The 14,946-nt window shown below is 43.2% G+C and carries 20 protein-coding genes and 1 pseudogene; 1 reads left to right on the top strand and 20 read right to left on the bottom strand.

Annotation, left to right across the window (positions count from 1 at the left end; all coding sequences use genetic code 11):
* Positions 1 to 54: 54 nt before the first annotated feature.
* The 6 genes and pseudogenes from GNF10_RS05535 to GNF10_RS05510 form a co-directional block, all read right to left on the bottom strand.
* The gene (locus GNF10_RS05535; RefSeq protein ID WP_185583552.1) at positions 55 to 1,740 is read right to left on the bottom strand and encodes an ABC-F family ATP-binding cassette domain-containing protein; all 1,686 of its coding nucleotides are present in this window, start codon (positions 1,738 to 1,740) and stop codon (positions 55 to 57) included.
* A gap of 155 nt (positions 1,741 to 1,895) precedes the next feature.
* Positions 1,896 to 2,714 (bottom strand): Rpn family recombination-promoting nuclease/putative transposase, encoded by an 819-nt coding sequence (locus tag GNF10_RS05530; protein WP_185583549.1) that lies wholly within the window; start codon positions 2,712 to 2,714, stop codon positions 1,896 to 1,898.
* A gap of 34 nt (positions 2,715 to 2,748) precedes the next feature.
* On the bottom strand, positions 2,749 to 3,246 hold the full coding sequence (locus GNF10_RS05525; RefSeq protein ID WP_185583547.1) for a hypothetical protein: 498 nt from the start codon (positions 3,244 to 3,246) through the stop codon (positions 2,749 to 2,751).
* 356 nt (positions 3,247 to 3,602) lie between these two features.
* Entirely contained in the window at positions 3,603 to 4,313 is a 711-nt protein-coding gene (locus GNF10_RS05520) for a DUF4336 domain-containing protein (protein ID WP_185583545.1), read from the bottom strand.
* Between the two features lie 70 nt (positions 4,314 to 4,383).
* Positions 4,384 to 4,563 (bottom strand): annotated as a pseudogene (locus tag GNF10_RS05515) (DUF29 family protein); the annotation flags it as partial.
* Positions 4,564 to 4,719: 156 nt separating this feature from the next.
* Entirely contained in the window at positions 4,720 to 5,082 is a 363-nt protein-coding gene (locus tag GNF10_RS05510; RefSeq protein WP_012410694.1) for a helix-turn-helix domain-containing protein, read from the bottom strand.
* Positions 5,083 to 5,322: 240 nt separating this feature from the next.
* On the opposite strand from GNF10_RS05510, the gene GNF10_RS05505 reads away from it, so the two are divergent.
* Positions 5,323 to 5,769 (top strand): hypothetical protein, encoded by a 447-nt coding sequence (locus GNF10_RS05505; protein ID WP_185583543.1) that lies wholly within the window; start codon positions 5,323 to 5,325, stop codon positions 5,767 to 5,769.
* Between the two features lie 9 nt (positions 5,770 to 5,778).
* Here GNF10_RS05505 and prfA read toward each other — a convergent pair whose 3' ends face one another.
* The 14 genes from prfA to rplO form a co-directional block, all read right to left on the bottom strand.
* Positions 5,779 to 6,876, bottom strand: a complete 1,098-nt coding sequence (gene prfA / locus GNF10_RS05500) for a peptide chain release factor 1 (protein WP_185583541.1) — start codon at positions 6,874 to 6,876, stop codon at positions 5,779 to 5,781.
* Between the two features lie 104 nt (positions 6,877 to 6,980).
* Positions 6,981 to 7,223, bottom strand: coding sequence for a 50S ribosomal protein L31 (rpmE, locus tag GNF10_RS05495; protein ID WP_094349107.1), 243 nt, complete (start codon positions 7,221 to 7,223; stop codon positions 6,981 to 6,983).
* A gap of 154 nt (positions 7,224 to 7,377) precedes the next feature.
* Positions 7,378 to 7,794 carry a 30S ribosomal protein S9 gene (gene rpsI, locus GNF10_RS05490; RefSeq protein ID WP_012410698.1) on the bottom strand — a complete coding sequence of 139 codons (417 nt, stop codon included), beginning with the start codon at positions 7,792 to 7,794 and terminating at the stop codon, positions 7,378 to 7,380.
* On the bottom strand, positions 7,794 to 8,255 hold the full coding sequence (rplM, locus tag GNF10_RS05485; RefSeq protein WP_185583539.1) for a 50S ribosomal protein L13: 462 nt from the start codon (positions 8,253 to 8,255) through the stop codon (positions 7,794 to 7,796). Before rplM ends, rpsI begins: the two co-directional genes overlap by 1 nt.
* 65 nt (positions 8,256 to 8,320) lie before the next feature.
* Positions 8,321 to 9,169, bottom strand: a complete 849-nt coding sequence (gene truA / locus GNF10_RS05480) for a tRNA pseudouridine(38-40) synthase TruA (RefSeq protein WP_185583554.1) — start codon at positions 9,167 to 9,169, stop codon at positions 8,321 to 8,323.
* An 89-nt stretch (positions 9,170 to 9,258) separates the two neighbouring features.
* Positions 9,259 to 9,609 carry a 50S ribosomal protein L17 gene (rplQ, locus tag GNF10_RS05475; protein ID WP_094349105.1) on the bottom strand — a complete coding sequence of 117 codons (351 nt, stop codon included), beginning with the start codon at positions 9,607 to 9,609 and terminating at the stop codon, positions 9,259 to 9,261.
* 32 nt (positions 9,610 to 9,641) lie between these two features.
* Positions 9,642 to 10,589 (bottom strand): DNA-directed RNA polymerase subunit alpha, encoded by a 948-nt coding sequence (locus GNF10_RS05470; RefSeq protein ID WP_094349104.1) that lies wholly within the window; start codon positions 10,587 to 10,589, stop codon positions 9,642 to 9,644.
* A gap of 327 nt (positions 10,590 to 10,916) precedes the next feature.
* Positions 10,917 to 11,312, bottom strand: a complete 396-nt coding sequence (rpsK, locus tag GNF10_RS05465; RefSeq protein WP_012410703.1) for a 30S ribosomal protein S11 — start codon at positions 11,310 to 11,312, stop codon at positions 10,917 to 10,919.
* 54 nt (positions 11,313 to 11,366) lie between these two features.
* On the bottom strand, positions 11,367 to 11,747 hold the full coding sequence (gene rpsM / locus GNF10_RS05460) for a 30S ribosomal protein S13 (protein ID WP_012410704.1): 381 nt from the start codon (positions 11,745 to 11,747) through the stop codon (positions 11,367 to 11,369).
* A 117-nt stretch (positions 11,748 to 11,864) separates the two neighbouring features.
* On the bottom strand, positions 11,865 to 11,978 hold the full coding sequence (gene rpmJ, locus GNF10_RS05455) for a 50S ribosomal protein L36 (protein WP_012410705.1): 114 nt from the start codon (positions 11,976 to 11,978) through the stop codon (positions 11,865 to 11,867).
* Between the two features lie 123 nt (positions 11,979 to 12,101).
* Entirely contained in the window at positions 12,102 to 12,326 is a 225-nt protein-coding gene (gene infA, locus GNF10_RS05450; RefSeq protein WP_006276978.1) for a translation initiation factor IF-1, read from the bottom strand.
* Positions 12,327 to 12,516: 190 nt separating this feature from the next.
* The gene (locus GNF10_RS05445) at positions 12,517 to 13,068 is read right to left on the bottom strand and encodes an adenylate kinase (RefSeq protein WP_185583537.1); all 552 of its coding nucleotides are present in this window, start codon (positions 13,066 to 13,068) and stop codon (positions 12,517 to 12,519) included.
* Positions 13,068 to 14,381 (bottom strand): preprotein translocase subunit SecY, encoded by a 1,314-nt coding sequence (gene secY / locus GNF10_RS05440; RefSeq protein ID WP_185583535.1) that lies wholly within the window; start codon positions 14,379 to 14,381, stop codon positions 13,068 to 13,070. Before secY ends, GNF10_RS05445 begins: the two co-directional genes overlap by 1 nt.
* 74 nt (positions 14,382 to 14,455) lie before the next feature.
* Positions 14,456 to 14,899, bottom strand: a complete 444-nt coding sequence (rplO, locus tag GNF10_RS05435; protein ID WP_185583534.1) for a 50S ribosomal protein L15 — start codon at positions 14,897 to 14,899, stop codon at positions 14,456 to 14,458.
* Positions 14,900 to 14,946 lie beyond the last annotated feature (47 nt).

The raw sequence follows: 14,946 nt of genomic DNA, 5'->3' as shown, positions 1-14,946 counted from the left end.
GTAATTACTTAGTAGTAGCATTTTAGCGCTACTACTAAGTCTGTACTAGATCTATTATTTCTTTTTACTAGAAGCTTTTGCAGCTTTTTTAGCAGCTTTTTCAGCAGCGATCGCAGCTAACTTTGCTTGTTCTTTTTCTTCGGCAATTTTCTGGAGATAGTAATGATAGTCTCCTAAATAAACCCGGAATTCACCATCACGAATTTCGACGATTTTGTTAGCTACTTGAGAAATAAAGTAGCGGTCATGGGAAACTACAATTGCCGTACCATCATAATTTTTGAGCGCTTCTTCCAGCATTTCCTTAGCTGGAATATCTAGGTGGTTTGTCGGCTCATCTAAAATTAGTAAGTTCGCGGGACGTAAGAGCATTTTTGCCAAAGCCAAACGAGCTTTTTCTCCTCCACTTAATGCCCCAACTGCCTTAAATACAGTATCACCAGTGAATAAGAAGCGTCCCAAAAGCGTGCGGACTTCTTGGTTATCCCAGTCTGGAACTTCATCATGGATAGTTTCCATGACAGTTTTCTTCAAGTCTAAGGCTTCAGCTTGATTTTGCTCAAAGTAACCAGGAATAACGTTGTGATCCCCTAATTGAACGCTACCTTCAGTGGGTGGTTCCATACCCATAATTACACGCAGAAGAGTAGATTTCCCAGCACCGTTGGGGCCAAGAAAAGCAATGCGATCGCCTCTTTCAATTAGGAGATTTGCTGCCAAAAATAAGATTTTATCACCATAAAGATGAGTTAAATCTTTAATGTCTACAACCTCACGTCCACTGCGGGGTGCAGGCGGAAAACGGAAATGTAGAGTTCTTACCCCAGCAATGGGTGCTTCAATGCGCTCGATTTTGTCGAGTTGCTTTTCCCGGCTTTTTGCCTGGGTACTGCGGGTAGCACTGGCGCGGAATCTATCAACAAAGGTTTGCTGTTTCTCTAATTCTTTCTGTTGACGTTCGTAAGCACTCAGTTGTGCTGATTGGCTTTCGGCTTTTTGTTCCAAATATGCTGAGTAGTTACCAAGGTAGGTACTGGAAACGCCACGTTCAGTTTCCACAATTTGGGTGCAGAGGCGGTCAAGAAACTCTCGGTCATGGGAGACTATTACCATTGGCGTAATTAGCCCTCTGAGGTAATTTTCCAACCACTCAATGGTTTCTAAATCTAGGTGGTTAGTTGGTTCATCCAGCAGCAACAAGTCGGGTTTTTGCAACAGAATTTTACCTAAACTCATCCGCATTTGCCAACCACCACTGAAGGCACTGACGAGGCGATCGCCATCTTCTAGCCCAAACCCCATCTCTGGTAAAATTTTTCCGATGCGTGCGTCTAAGTTGTAACCATCCAAGGCTTCAAATTTGCGCTGCAAGCGATCCAACTTATCAATCAGTCGATCCAGTTCCTCTGGGTTAGCCGTTTCCATCTCTTGTGGTATGTGCGCCAGAGATAACTGGACTTCGTTGGCTTCTTTGAAGACAGTCCAAAATTCTTCTCTAACGGTGCGGGTGGGGTCTACTTCAAACTCTTGATTAAGGTAAGCTATATGTAGGCTGTTGGGACGGATAATTTCGCCGGCGGTGGGTTCAATTTCCCCAGAAATGATCTTTAACTGGGTGGATTTTCCAGCACCATTGACACCGACTAAGCCAATGCGATCGCCTGGTTTAACTTCCCAGTTGATATCTTTGAGAACTTCGCCTGTGGGATAAATTTTACTTATATGTTCTAGTCGCAGCATTAAGTTTCTCTCAGGTAGGGAGTGGGTGGTTGAGGACGAAGTACTAACACCGCCTCTAATATTAACAAAAATTAACTATAAAATCGTCGTGATCAAGTTTGGAAGCCACAAACCAAATTTGGCTTGAGCCACGGATAAAATTTACCACATCTATCTTAAGGCTGACTTTGTGCTACTTGTCTGACTTCTTCGACACTTAAATCTAACGCCTCTGCTACTTGTTCTACAGTCAACCCGGCTGCCAACATTGCTGGTACTGCTTTGAGTTTACCTTGAACCTTACCTTCTTCAACGCCTTGAACCTTACCTTCTTCAACACCTTCCTGAAAGGCTTCTTGATAAAATCTGGTTTGCTTTAACTCGCTTAAACTAAACATTTTCTCCATCTCCTCCCTACTCATTGCAGGAAACTTGTAAAACAAGATAGTCTCTATAAATTGTAATAATTGCTGCTGTTTTGGTGGTGAGCTTATCTCTGACTTGGTTCTGTCTATCAACTCCCTTGCTTGGACAATTGCCATATCGTCGGTTGCAATTACTAATTTAGCAGTTGCAATCCCAATTGGAAGCGATGCAGCCTCACCTAATTCATCTAAATAAATACGCCTGACGCGCCCACTTGTGAAAAACTCACGGTAATGTTTGATATTACCTGTATCTACATTCCTGTTTGGGTATAAAACCACAGCACCCCAATCATTTGATGGTTGATTCTGACGGAGGTATAAACATATTTCAGCAATTAGCCGTGAATAAATTTCCCCATCAGCTTGAAATTGCACTTCAACAAAGTAAATTGGGTTTTCGTTTCCTTGTGTCGGGAGAAACACACCATCTATTCTGAAAGCTGTTTGTTTGATTTCAACTGATGAAAATTGATAAAGGCTAGCTTCTTCGGGAGGATTACCAAGAAGTTCAAAAAAGATATCAGGAAATTCTTGAAACAACCGATAAAAGATGATGTCTGTTTTCACAATTTTATATCATTTGAAAAATTTTATTTGCCGTTCATGTGTTACTTGTTTCTTCAGAACCATCTCGCACTTTCAGCAATTGCTCTTTTGCCATCCCTAATATACGTGAAAGTGGCGCTAATAAACTATCATCAAATGCTTCTCCAGCATAAATATTATTCAGTTCAGTCGGAGATAATTTAAAGGTATCGCAGAATTTAGCAAACTCCTGGTTACTCAAGTCAAGCTCTTTTTGCCGATCGTGAAGTAAAACTGCGATCGCTCTAGTTCCATGCTTGGGACGCTCACTAGTTTTTATATATTTTTCCATTAAATAATTGACTTTTCTGGTATCGCCGCCTATTTTTTTAATTAAATCAGTGCAAGCCATTTTTAGTGCTTTCTTTAAAACTTCTTCTTCATTTAAAGTTTTAATAATTTCATTGGCATATTCTGGTTTAAAAAATCCCACCAAATTACCTTGATGATAAACTGGTATATAAGGATTATTCATTTCAAGTTGCCAATCTAAAGGCTCATTACGTAGTGACATAGCTGCACCCCTAAATATTTTAAGATTGCACCATTTTAAAACCATTTATTCCTTAACTGCCAGTAGTTCTATTTGGTCTAATACCAAATCTATGTGAGGCTACCTTGTGCTGAAACTATCGCGAGCATCTCAAATATGCAATTTTATCTTTATAGGGTATTTGAACTTAGGCGGAGAATGAAATAACGAACCGCAAAGGACGCATTCGCGCAGCGTCTCGTCAGAGAAGAACGCAAAGGAAAGAGGTTTCTAGAGAGTTTCTGTACCAGTCACCAGTCCTATGTCTTTTGGCAAAATTGGGATGCTCCCAAGCTATCTCCCTCAAAGCTGCCTCAAAGCTGTGGTGGTGCGTGGTTTTAAAGAGATTCCCCTAAAAACCACTCGTACCCTTCTTTAAACTGCTTCTTCGCATCATGCTCTACAATGCTGCCATGAGCCACAATAACTCTTCTAAAGTCCCATTGCAGTACCTTTTGAACTGATTTTTTAACCTTCTGCTTTTCTTGAGTAGCCAACTGTTCTAACAATGATGGTCTAAGTTTCTTATACCCTCCCATTATTTTGGATACTAATTTTGTTGTCATTGGGAAACTTTCATCAAAGTAAAAAGCTGTGTCTGTCAAAACTAAAGTTTGACTTTCAGGATGAAAAAAAATGTACTCATTTAAAGGTAATGCTCCACTTGGAAGAAAGGTTTTGAAGCCTTCAAATAATAAACATTCAAGTTCGCCTAAAAGATTTTCGCCATTATCCTCTAATGCTTGATCAATAGATACCTCAGGTCTTTTAGCCTTCAATGCCGATACAGCATAGACCTTTGCTTGAGGATAGAGAGCCTTAAAGTTAGATAAGAACAGATAGTGAAAAAGATTTGGGGCAATAATATACTTAACATTTCCAAGCTCATTGAGTTGCTCAGTAGTTTCATCATCAACTTGGATCGGAGAGATAACAGCTAATTCACCATTATTGAAACGAATTACCGTCATTTTTGTACCGACACTCAATCCAAAATACCTTAACGGTTGCTCGGCGATCCAAATATTCTTATCAATTTTTCTGAGCATAACTAATTCCAACAGTGGCTTTGAGCGGTTATGTGTGGCGAACTGACAAGGCTCAATAGTCGATTCTGTATTAAACTAAAAACTTATAATGCAGAAAATGAGAGCGTTGTTCGGGTTGATACTCCCACTTCAAGAAATGACCAAGTAATACACTCAGACGACTCACGAGTTCCCGATATTCCTGTCTCCCCAAAGCTTGAATTTCCTTTTGCAGGTGCTGCCAGTCTAATTCCATAACTAGCCTCTGCTCTAACGCTTTAGCCTACTGCTGCGTCCAGCCATAGAAGTCTTGGTTATACAAAAAAGGTTTGTCCATAGAGTTGAATCTTGACAGCAAGAAACCACGAGCTAGTTAAAAAAACTTAATTACGAATTACGAATTACGAATTACGAATTATTTTAATATTCAACTTGCCTTCGCTTCATCCCCAGATGCTTCAGCCACAGCCGCCAATCTATCCGCCGCAGCTTGGACAATTTGAGCCACTTGAGCCAAAGGCATGTGTTGGATTTGTCTCAGAATCAGACTCAAATCTGAAGTTTCTGGAATTGGCTTGCCATCTATGCAGCTGATTAACTCTTCCATTGTGTAGCCTGCTTTCGATGCGATTCGAGCCAAATTTTCTGTATCTGGAACCTTCACACCTTTTTCCCACATCTGAACAGCAGTAGCAGATACCCCCAAAAGCTTACCAAATGCTCGCTGACTCATTGAACCGCGAGCTAGTTTAATGATTTCAATCAGTTTTTGTTTGCTTTCGATCTTCACTGCTTATATAGCTAGCCAACTGTATTTACAAGTTTACTTTCAATAATACAAGTTTACTTTTATATTGACAGCCTTGTGTTTTAGTACTACACTATATCTCTGGTTGTAAATCGGCAACTACAGGCATCAAGCTAGTAGAATAACCCATCTATCTTTAACCAACCCAAAAAACTTAGTTTGCTACGGCGCTTGTGCTAGTAGCGAGACTTTGCTGCGAAGAAATAATATCGAAGGTGCATCATGTTTCGCAAGCCACGCAAAATTAACCAATATCGCCGCAAAGGTAAAAACTTTATAGCCACTAATAAAATTAAACCAGAACAGTGGAACATTTCTGAAGCAGAAACCCAAGAAGCTTTAAAAGTTAAAGGCTACGATGTTAAGCAAATCAAAAAAATCCACCTTCTGAAGCATCAAGTGTGTATTTCCTACTGGGATGCAAAAGGCAATATATGCAGCAGCTTTTTTAGCTACCGGATTTTTGCACGTTGGCAAGAAGAAGTGGAAAAGCTAATTTATACCTGTGAAACTCTGAAGGAATGGGCAAAGTTAAATTACCTTATGAAGTACGAATTTGCCTATTATCATTATCCCAGTGAAATAGAAGATATACTCCACGCGATATTAGAAAACCACCTGTCTGTGTTAAAAGCAACAGTACAACAAGTGGTTTTACAGGATATTTAACAGCAAAAATTAGTTAGCGGCAGAAGTCGCTAACTCCGCCAGCCGTTCCTGTTGGTCTAGAGATATACAAGATTGGATAAGTGTCTCTAAATCACCATCCAAAACAGGGGTAAGGGAATAATTCTGACCTAACCGATGATCGGTAGCGCGGTTATCTTTATAATTATAGGTGCGAATTTTTTCCGATCGCGATCCAGTACCAACTTGCGATCGCCGCATGGAAGTTACAGCTGCTTGTTGTTCGCCTAACTTGATGTCATACAACTTCGCCCGCAGAATTTGCATCGCCCGTTCTTTGTTTTGCAACTGGCTGCGTTCTTCTGTACAGAAAATGCGTATTCCCGTTGGTTTGTGCATCAAGTCAACCGCTGTTTCCACCTTGTTGACGTTTTGTCCACCAGCACCACCAGAACGGGCTGTGGTCATTTCAATATCTTTCGGGTCAATGTGAATTTCCACATCATCGACCTCTGGCATAATCGCCACGGTAGCTGTGGAAGTATGAACCCGTCCCCCAGATTCGGTTGCCGGCACGCGCTGCACACGATGCACTCCAGCTTCAAACTTTAGCTGGCTATAAACATCATTACCTTTAATTTCGAGAATGACCTCTTTCCAGCCACCCATTTCTCCGCGAGATTCGCTCACTAGAGAAACTTTCCAACCTTGAGTCTGGGCATAGCGGGTGTACATCTGCATCAAATCGCCAGCCCAAATGCTTGCTTCATCGCCACCTGTGCCAGCGCGAATTTCCAACATGATATTCTTTTCATCATTGGGGTCGCGTGGTAGCAGTAAGACCTTCAAGCGAGACTCTAAATGTTCTATTTTTTCTTCAAGTTCTTTTACTTCCAGTGATGCCATTTCTTGCAACTCTGGGTCACTTGCAGATTCTTTGTAAACCTGACGCGCTCCGATCAAGTCTTCTTGGGCTGTTTTCCAAATTTCATAGGTATCAACGACCTCTTCCAAAGAAGAACGAGACTTAGCAATTTCTTGATACTCATCAGGATTGCTAGCGGTATCGGGGTCGCCAAGACGACGGGTTAATTCATTAAAGGTTTGTTCAACGGATTTTAGTTTGTCCAGTAAGTATGATTCAGCCATGACGAGTGCGATCGCTCCTTAAAAAAATAACAAATTGGCTCGAGCATATAAATGAAAATCGACCCAGCTGATGCAGGGCCGTCGTTAACAGCAGAGCCAACTCGCTACTTTTTGTTTTGATCGTCGTCAGATGTTTGAGTGCTGCTCATACCGTACTTGCGGAGGAAGCGCTCTACTCGACCCTCAGTGTCAATAATCTTCTGAGTACCGGTGTAAAATGGGTGATTTCCAGACCAAACATCTACATGCAATTCTGGCTTGGTAGAGCCAATGGTCATAACAACTTGACCGTTGCAGTAAACTTTAGCATCTGGATACCACTTGGGGTGAATATCAGCTTTAGCCATTGTTCTTTTTGTGATGAATCTATATAAATTATAACTTTCAGCGTTCAATTGCAGCTAGGGAGTAGGGACTGGGGAGATGCCCCATGCCCACTTGCCCTGAGCGTTCGCGTAGCGTCTCGCAGAGAAGTCGAAGGGGTGCCCCATGCCCAATTCCCTAACGCTTAGAGTACTGAGGTGCTTTCCGAGCTTTATGTAAACCATATTTCTTCCGCTCTTTTGCTCTCGGATCGCGAGTCAAATAACCTTCGGTTTTCAAAGGTGGGCGGTTGTCTGGGTCTAGTTGACATAAAGCACGAGCAACTCCCAAACGAACAGAATCAGCCTGTCCGGTCAAGCCGCCGCCTTCTGCTTTTACCAAAATGTCATATTCGTTTTCTAATCCCAGAGTTTCCAGGGGTGCTTTAATGACTCCCAGATAGTTGGGGTTAAATTGGAAATACAAGTTTCCATCTTTACCGTTCACAGTCAGTTGACCTGTGCCTGGAACCAAGCGTACCCGTGCTACTGCGTTCTTACGACGACCAGTACCCCAGTATACGGCGCGACCGCTATTAGCATCTGCTACTACCATTAATTTTCTTCTCCAGGAATTGTACTAACTTTTAGTTCTTTAGGTTTTTGAGCATCATGGGGATGCGTAGGCCCAGCGTAAACTTTAAGCTTGGTGAACAACTGCTTACCCAGGCTATTTTTAGGTAGCATACCTTTAACAGCTTGTTCTAAAATCCGCTCTGGTATGCGGTCTTGCAGTTTAGCGAAAGTTTCTGTTTTCATCCCACCAGGGCGACCAGAATGGCGACGGTAAAGCTTTTGAGTGCGCTTTTTGCCTGTGACTGCTACTTTTTCGGCATTGATGATGATTACAAAGTCACCTGTATCTAGATGAGGTGTATATTCGGGTTTCTTTTTACCTCTTAAAACCTGGGCGACTTCGCTGGCGAGGCGACCGAGACGTTTATCGGTGGCATCTACTATGTACCACTCACGCTCAAGGGTTGCTTGAGAAGGAAGGTATGTTTTAACTGTTGTCATTTGTCATTTGTCCTTTGTCATTTTTAATTTGTCATTAGTCATTTGTCTTTTGTCATTCGTAGTTATTAAGAACCAATGACTAATGACTCTTGACTAGTGACGAACTTTGGCAAGGTGTCGTACCAAATCTCTTTTGGAAAGGGAAAATCGGGATAGCCAACTCGCAACAAGCACAAGCCTTGAGGCGGTGCGGCATATTTCACTTCTTCCCGGCGTTCTTCTTTCCAGAGTTCGGTGAAGTTAGAAAGTGTTCGTTGTCCAGAACCTACTTCTACCAGCATCCCTACCAACAGCCGTACCATGCCATACAAAAATCCATCTGCCTGTATTTCAATATGGATAAATGGCCCACTGCGACGACACTCTGCTGCTTGCACCTCTACCCAGGAATGCGAGCGCTTTGAGCCTGCACGGTGAAAAGCAGCTAAGTGATGCTTTCCCAAGAGAGGTTTCAAGGCAGCTTGGATTAAAGATTCATCCAGGGGTGCATAATAATAATGCCAACTGAAGGGTCTTACAAACAAGTTAAGCCGATCTTCAGTATATATTGTGTAGCGATACCGTCGATAGGCTGCACTAAAGCGAGCGTGCCAACGGTTATCGACACTAGCTGAAGCCCTGATTAATATATCTGGCGGCAGGTAGCTGTTGAGGATTGTTGCCCACTTGTGAGGCGGAATTAAACCTGTAGCTTCAAAATGGGCTACTTGAGCAGCAGCATGAACTCCAGAATCGGTTCGCCCAGCACCATTTAGTGTTACATGATACCCAAGAATAGTAGCGATCGCAATTTCGATCTCTTCTTGGACTGTCCGTTGTTGTTTTTGCCTTTGCCAGCCATGAAAATGAGTGCCCAGGTATTGGATTACCAAGGCTACTCGATGAGTTTGTGTAGGCTGGTGGCTTTCTAACATACAGATTTTGTCCTTTGTCATTTGTCTTTTGCCATTTGTCCTTTGTTATTCACTAATGACCAATGACTAATGACCAATGACTAAATGACTTAAACCAATTCAATTATTGCCATTTTTGCATTATCGCCCCGACGCGGTACGGTACGCAGGATGCGGGTATAACCACCCTGGCGATCGCCATATCGAGTTGGAGCTTGCTCAAATAGAGCGTGAACCAGTTGTTTGTCGAAGATATAGCCAAGGGCTTCCCGACGTGCTGACAAGGAGCCATTTTTGGCTAGGGTAATCATTTTTTCCACTTCACTTCTTAGAACTTTCGCTCTAATTAAAGTGGTGGTGATCTTACCATGACGGATCAGCTCGGTGGCGAGCGATCGCAGTAAAGCACGGCGTTGATCGGCTGGTTTACTGAGTTTTTTGACGCGACAACGGTGACGCATAATTATGCACTATGAGTTATGAACGGTTTTTATTAAGGGTGTTTAGAGCCTCTTTCCATTGGCAGGGTGATGCCCAAGCGTCGCTGCAAAGCTTCCACGACTTCTTCTGCTGACTTCTGCCCAAAGTTCTTAATTTCTAAGAGGTCTTCTTGGGTATAATCCAACAAATCTGCCACAGAGTTAACTTGTGCCCGTTTGAGACAGTTATATGCCCGCACAGAAAGTTGCAACTCTTCGATGGGTATCTGGGCAGTTGGATCGTCTGGAATATCCGAACCTGTGTCTGTTGGTTCTAGGGAGATGTCTTTCAACGGGTTGAATAAATCTACCAAGATTGCAGCGGCCGAAGATAGCGCTTCTTGAGGGGAAATACTGCCATTTGTCCAAACTTCCAACAGTAGTCGGTCTTTTGGAATCAAGCCTTCCCCACGAGATTCTTCAACACTGTAGTTGACTTTTCGCACCGGCATAAATATCGAGTCGATTTGAAGAAAATCCAACGATGTGGCTTCCTCACGTCCTCGCTCTACTGTGCGATAGCCTTTGCCTTTCTCGATCCGAAATTCCATTTCCAGCTTTCCACCTTCAGCGATGGTGGCTACATACTGAGTCTGATCGATGACTTCTACTTCACTGGGCAAATCAAAATGTGCCGCAGTGATTGTTGCTGGGCCACTAACAAGTAATCTCCCAATCTGGGGCTGCGAAGAATAGTTCTTTAGGATAACTTCCTTCATTCTCATGAGGATTTCCAGCACATCTTCCCGCACGCCCGGAACTGTGGCAAACTCGTGTGAAACGCCTGCAATCCGCACTGCTGTAACTGCTGTACCTTCTAGGTTAGACAGTAAAACCCGCCGCAGTGCGTTGCCAACCGTTGTTCCTTGACCGCGTTCTAGAGGTTCCAGAACAAATTTACTGTAATGGTTCCGACTTTCTTCAGTATTCGACTCTACACATTCAATCTGAAACTGCGCCACGGATGAGCCTCCCTTTTTCTAAGGTGCTGCTAGCAGACAAATCAATTGCCTCCCGAATTGAATTTATGTCCTGTAGATTATAGGTCTATCAAACTACTAGTATGAAATTACGGTATAGTTTGACGCTCCTATTGAGCTTTCAGGCGCTAATAATATTTTGGGTTCCCGAAGTTTAACAGCTTTCCCTACAGGAAAATCTGATTCGCTTTTGGTCGCCCAAGTTTTTACCGAATGACAGTTTGCACGTTATCCGCCCAAGCGGTCATTGTAAGTAACTTTACTTTCTTTGGTTGTAGCTTCTCGTCCTCAATGCCCAAGTCTTGGTATTTAAACTCGACGGCGCTTGGGTGGACGGCAGCCATTGTGAGGAATGGGGGTAATATCCCGAATGAGTGTAATTTCCAGTCCTGCTCCTTGAAGTGCCCGGATAGCGGTTTCTCTACCGGCTCCTGGCCCACTGACCATTACCTCAATCTGGCGCATTCCTTGATCTATAGCTCTACGGGCTGCACTTTCAGCAGCAGTTTGCGCTGCAAAGGGAGTTCCCTTTTTTGCTCCCTTAAAACCACTAGAACCAGCACTAGCCCAGGAGATGACATCTCCATTTTGATCGGTAATGGTGACAATGCTATTGTTGAAAGTAGACTGGATGTAGGCCATCCCACTTGGTACGTTCCGTTTCTGCTTCTTGCTCCCGGATTTTTTAGTTGGTTGTCTCGCCATACTTGTTTAGTTGATTTAAGGTAAAACTTGCTCTGATTAGCAAGCGTTGCAAATTTATTTCCCTGGAGCCTTCTTCTTACCAGCCACTGTCTGCCTTCTGCCTCGACGGGTTCTAGCATTAGTGCGAGTTCTTTGTCCTCTGACTGGTAAGCCCATGCGATGACGACGACCTCTATAAGTACCAATGTCAACTAAGCGCTTGATGTTCAAAGACTCCAAACGCCGCAAGTCGCCTTCAACTTGATAGTTGCTTTCTATTTCGCCTCGCAGGGCTGTCACATCGGCATCACTTAAGTCCTTAACGCGGGTGTCTGGATTCACACCAGTAGCCGCTATAATTTCTTGAGCGCGTGATAAACCAATTCCGTAGATATAAGTTAGACCGATTTCAACGCGCTTATCGCGTGGAAGGTCTACTCCGGCAATCCGTGCCACAATGAACTCTCCCTATTGTTTTCGCAATTACTGTTGGTTGGAAAAACGTGATGAATCGCGTTTTTTCGTTGTTAATAGATGATATGCGTGTTACAACTCACTCTGTTTGTAAGAGCGTTATCCTTGACGTTGTTTGTGCTTGGGGTTCACGCAGATCACCATGACGCGACCACGACGCTTGATCACGCTACACTTTTCACAAATTTTCTTGACTGAGGCTCTAACTTTCATGCCTTTTATTTTTTGACTCCAAATATTAAATTATAGCATTTTTAGGGAAAACAATCCACTAATTTGACTAGCAAACAGTCAAAAGGATGATTTTATGGTAAAATTCTCTACATCTACATATAGTTACTTCTTACGCAAGCGATAGGTAATTCTGCCTTTGGTCAAGTCGTAAGGAGTTAACTCTACCTTGACGCGATCGCCGGGCAAAATCTTGATATAGTTGCGGCGAATCTTGCCGGAAATGTGAGCTAGCACGTTAAATCCATTGTCCAAGTCAACGCGAAACATCGCATTGGGCAAGGACTCTGTAACCGTGCCTTCCATTTCAATCAAATCTTGCTTAGACAATTTGTTTTTTCCTCAACTCAACAATTTCGTGTTCAGTTGCAGCACTTCATCTGCAAGAGAACACATTTCAAGAAATATATCAACAGTTTATTAATATATCTTAGCTAAAATTGATCTGTTTCTTGGGAGGGCATGGGAGATTGGGAATTGGGGGAAGAATTACTGTAGCTCCTCCCCTACTCCCTGATCCTCAAGCGATTACCTTTTGCAGTTCAATAGTGACTTCTTCTTGGGACTGATTGCCATTGACTGTTAAAAGTTTTTGGCGATCGCGATAATAATCAATTAAAGGTGCAGTTTCAGCGCGGTACACTTCTAACCGACGACGAATCACCTCTTCGGTATCATCTTTTCGCCCTCTAGCTAGCAAACGTTCTACCACAACATCATCTGGCGCATCTAGATTAACTACCCTTTCGCCACTTTGATGTATTGTTACCAGCAATTCTTCTAGAAAAGCTGCTTGCGTCACTTTACGGGGAAAACCATCAAGAATCCAACCATTTTCTGCATCTGGTTGGTTGAGGCGCTCCTGTACCAAGTCCTGCACTAGCTGGTCAGGGACTAACTCGCCGCTATTTACATAGTTTTGAGCTTTGATTCCCAAATGAGTTTGCTCTTTCATAGCTTGTCTTAATATTTCCCCAGTAGAAATATGGGGAATATTTAAGTGTTCCGCCAATAATTGAGCTTGTGTTCCCTTACCAGCTCCAGGTGGTCCCAAGAAGATTAGTCGCGTCACTATTGTTTCACCATTCCTTCATAGCGCTGAGAGATTACATAAGTTTGGATTTGTCTCGCCGTATCAATTGCTACGCCCACTAAAATTAACAGAGAGGTAGCACCTAGTCCCTTAAATGTGGGTACTCCTAAAGCACTTTCGACACCGGTTGGAATAATAGCAACCAAGCCCAAAAAGATCGCACCCAAAAAGGTGAGTCGGTTTGAAACGCGCTCGATATACTCACTAGTCGCTTTACCGGGACGAATGCCAGGAATACTAGAACCCATTTTCTTCAAATTCTGTGCTACATCTACCGGGTTGAGAATCAACGAAGAATAGAAGTAGCTGAAGAAAATAATGGAAATCATGTAAACCAAGGCATAGACCCAAGAGCCAGAACCGCTTGGACTCAAATAAGTGTTAATTATATTTGCCAACTCAGCATTCTTGGCGAAATTTGCAATTAGCAATGGCAAACTTAGGATAGCTGCGGCAAAGATAATTGGCATTACGCCACCTTGATTTAGCCGCAAGGGTAAAAAGCTCCGTTGCTCTGCCAAAACTCTACGACCTACTTGGCGACGAGCCGAAATAATCGGGATGCGGCGCATTCCTTCTTGGACAACCACGATACCAACAATAGTTGCTAGGAAAACTAAGATTAGTACGATGACGCGACCCACTGTTTCCCGACCGCCGACTTGCACCAAATCGATAGTATCACCTAAAGCTTTTGGTAATGAGGCGACAATGTTGACAAAAATCAACAATGATGCTCCATTCCCAATTCCTCGCTCTGTAATGAGTTCTGATGCCCACATAACGAACATAGAACCAGCAGTCAGAGCGATCGCAGTTTCAGCTACAAATATTGGCCCTGGATTTAAGGCAAATTGCTGGAGAAAGAATGCTGAAAAAGCTGTACTTTGGAGAATTGCCCAACATACAGTGACATAGCGGGTAATTTGTGATATTTTCCGCCGACCCGCTTCGCCCTCATTTTTCTGTAAATTTTCTAAAGATGGAATCGCTGCGGTGAGCAATTGGATGATAATGGACGCATTAATAAAGGGTAAAATCCCTAGAGCAAAAACGCCCAAAGTCGAAAGTCCTCGCCCGGAGAATATATCCAATAAACCGAATATGGAATTATTGCCCGATATAGCTTCGGCAAATCTAGGTCTGTCAATCCCAGGTACGGGTAAGAAGATACCCAGGCGAACCAGAATTAAAACACCGACAGTGACAAGCAGCCTACCTCTAAGCCCGGCTGCTTGTGCCATCTGCATAAAAGTTTCTTGAGCCGTTGGGGCTTTATCTCGACTGATCATAGAGTGCTACCTTTATAGTGAAACAGGCGCTGACAGCGAGTTGGCTTACATTTAAGTGCGCTGTTCCGGCTCACTCATAAGACTTCACAACTCCCACCAGCTGCCTCAATTTTGCTACGAGCTGTACCTGTGAAAGCTGCCGCTTGTACCTTGAGCGGAGTGCCCAATTCGCCGTTACCCAAAATTTTCAATGGCCCTTTGACAGCAGTCAGAATACCTGCTGCTTTCAAGGAGGCTAAAGTGACTTCCGTATTAGCGGGAAGAGAGGCTAGCTTCTCTACATTAATCGTAGTGTAAATCTTTTGATTAACAATCGGAAAGCCCTTCAGTTTCGGTAAGCGGCGGTACAATGGCTGTTGACCACCTTCAAAACCGGGTCGAGTACCGCTACCAGAACGAGATTTTTGACCCCGCATACCTAGACCAGCACTGGCACCTTGACCAGCAGAAATACCTCTGGCTACACGCTTCTTGCGTTTCTTTGAGCCTTTTTGCGGCTTAACATCATGGAGTCTCATAAGTTACCAAGTTGTCATTTTTCGTTTCTCATTTGTCATTTGCCATT

This window comes from Nostoc sp. UCD121 (genome assembly GCF_014222285.1).
In the GTDB taxonomy this organism is placed as follows: domain Bacteria; phylum Cyanobacteriota; class Cyanobacteriia; order Cyanobacteriales; family Nostocaceae; genus Nostoc.
Note: the sequence above shows the minus strand (reverse complement) of the source record. Positions and strands in the feature narration are given on the sequence as shown.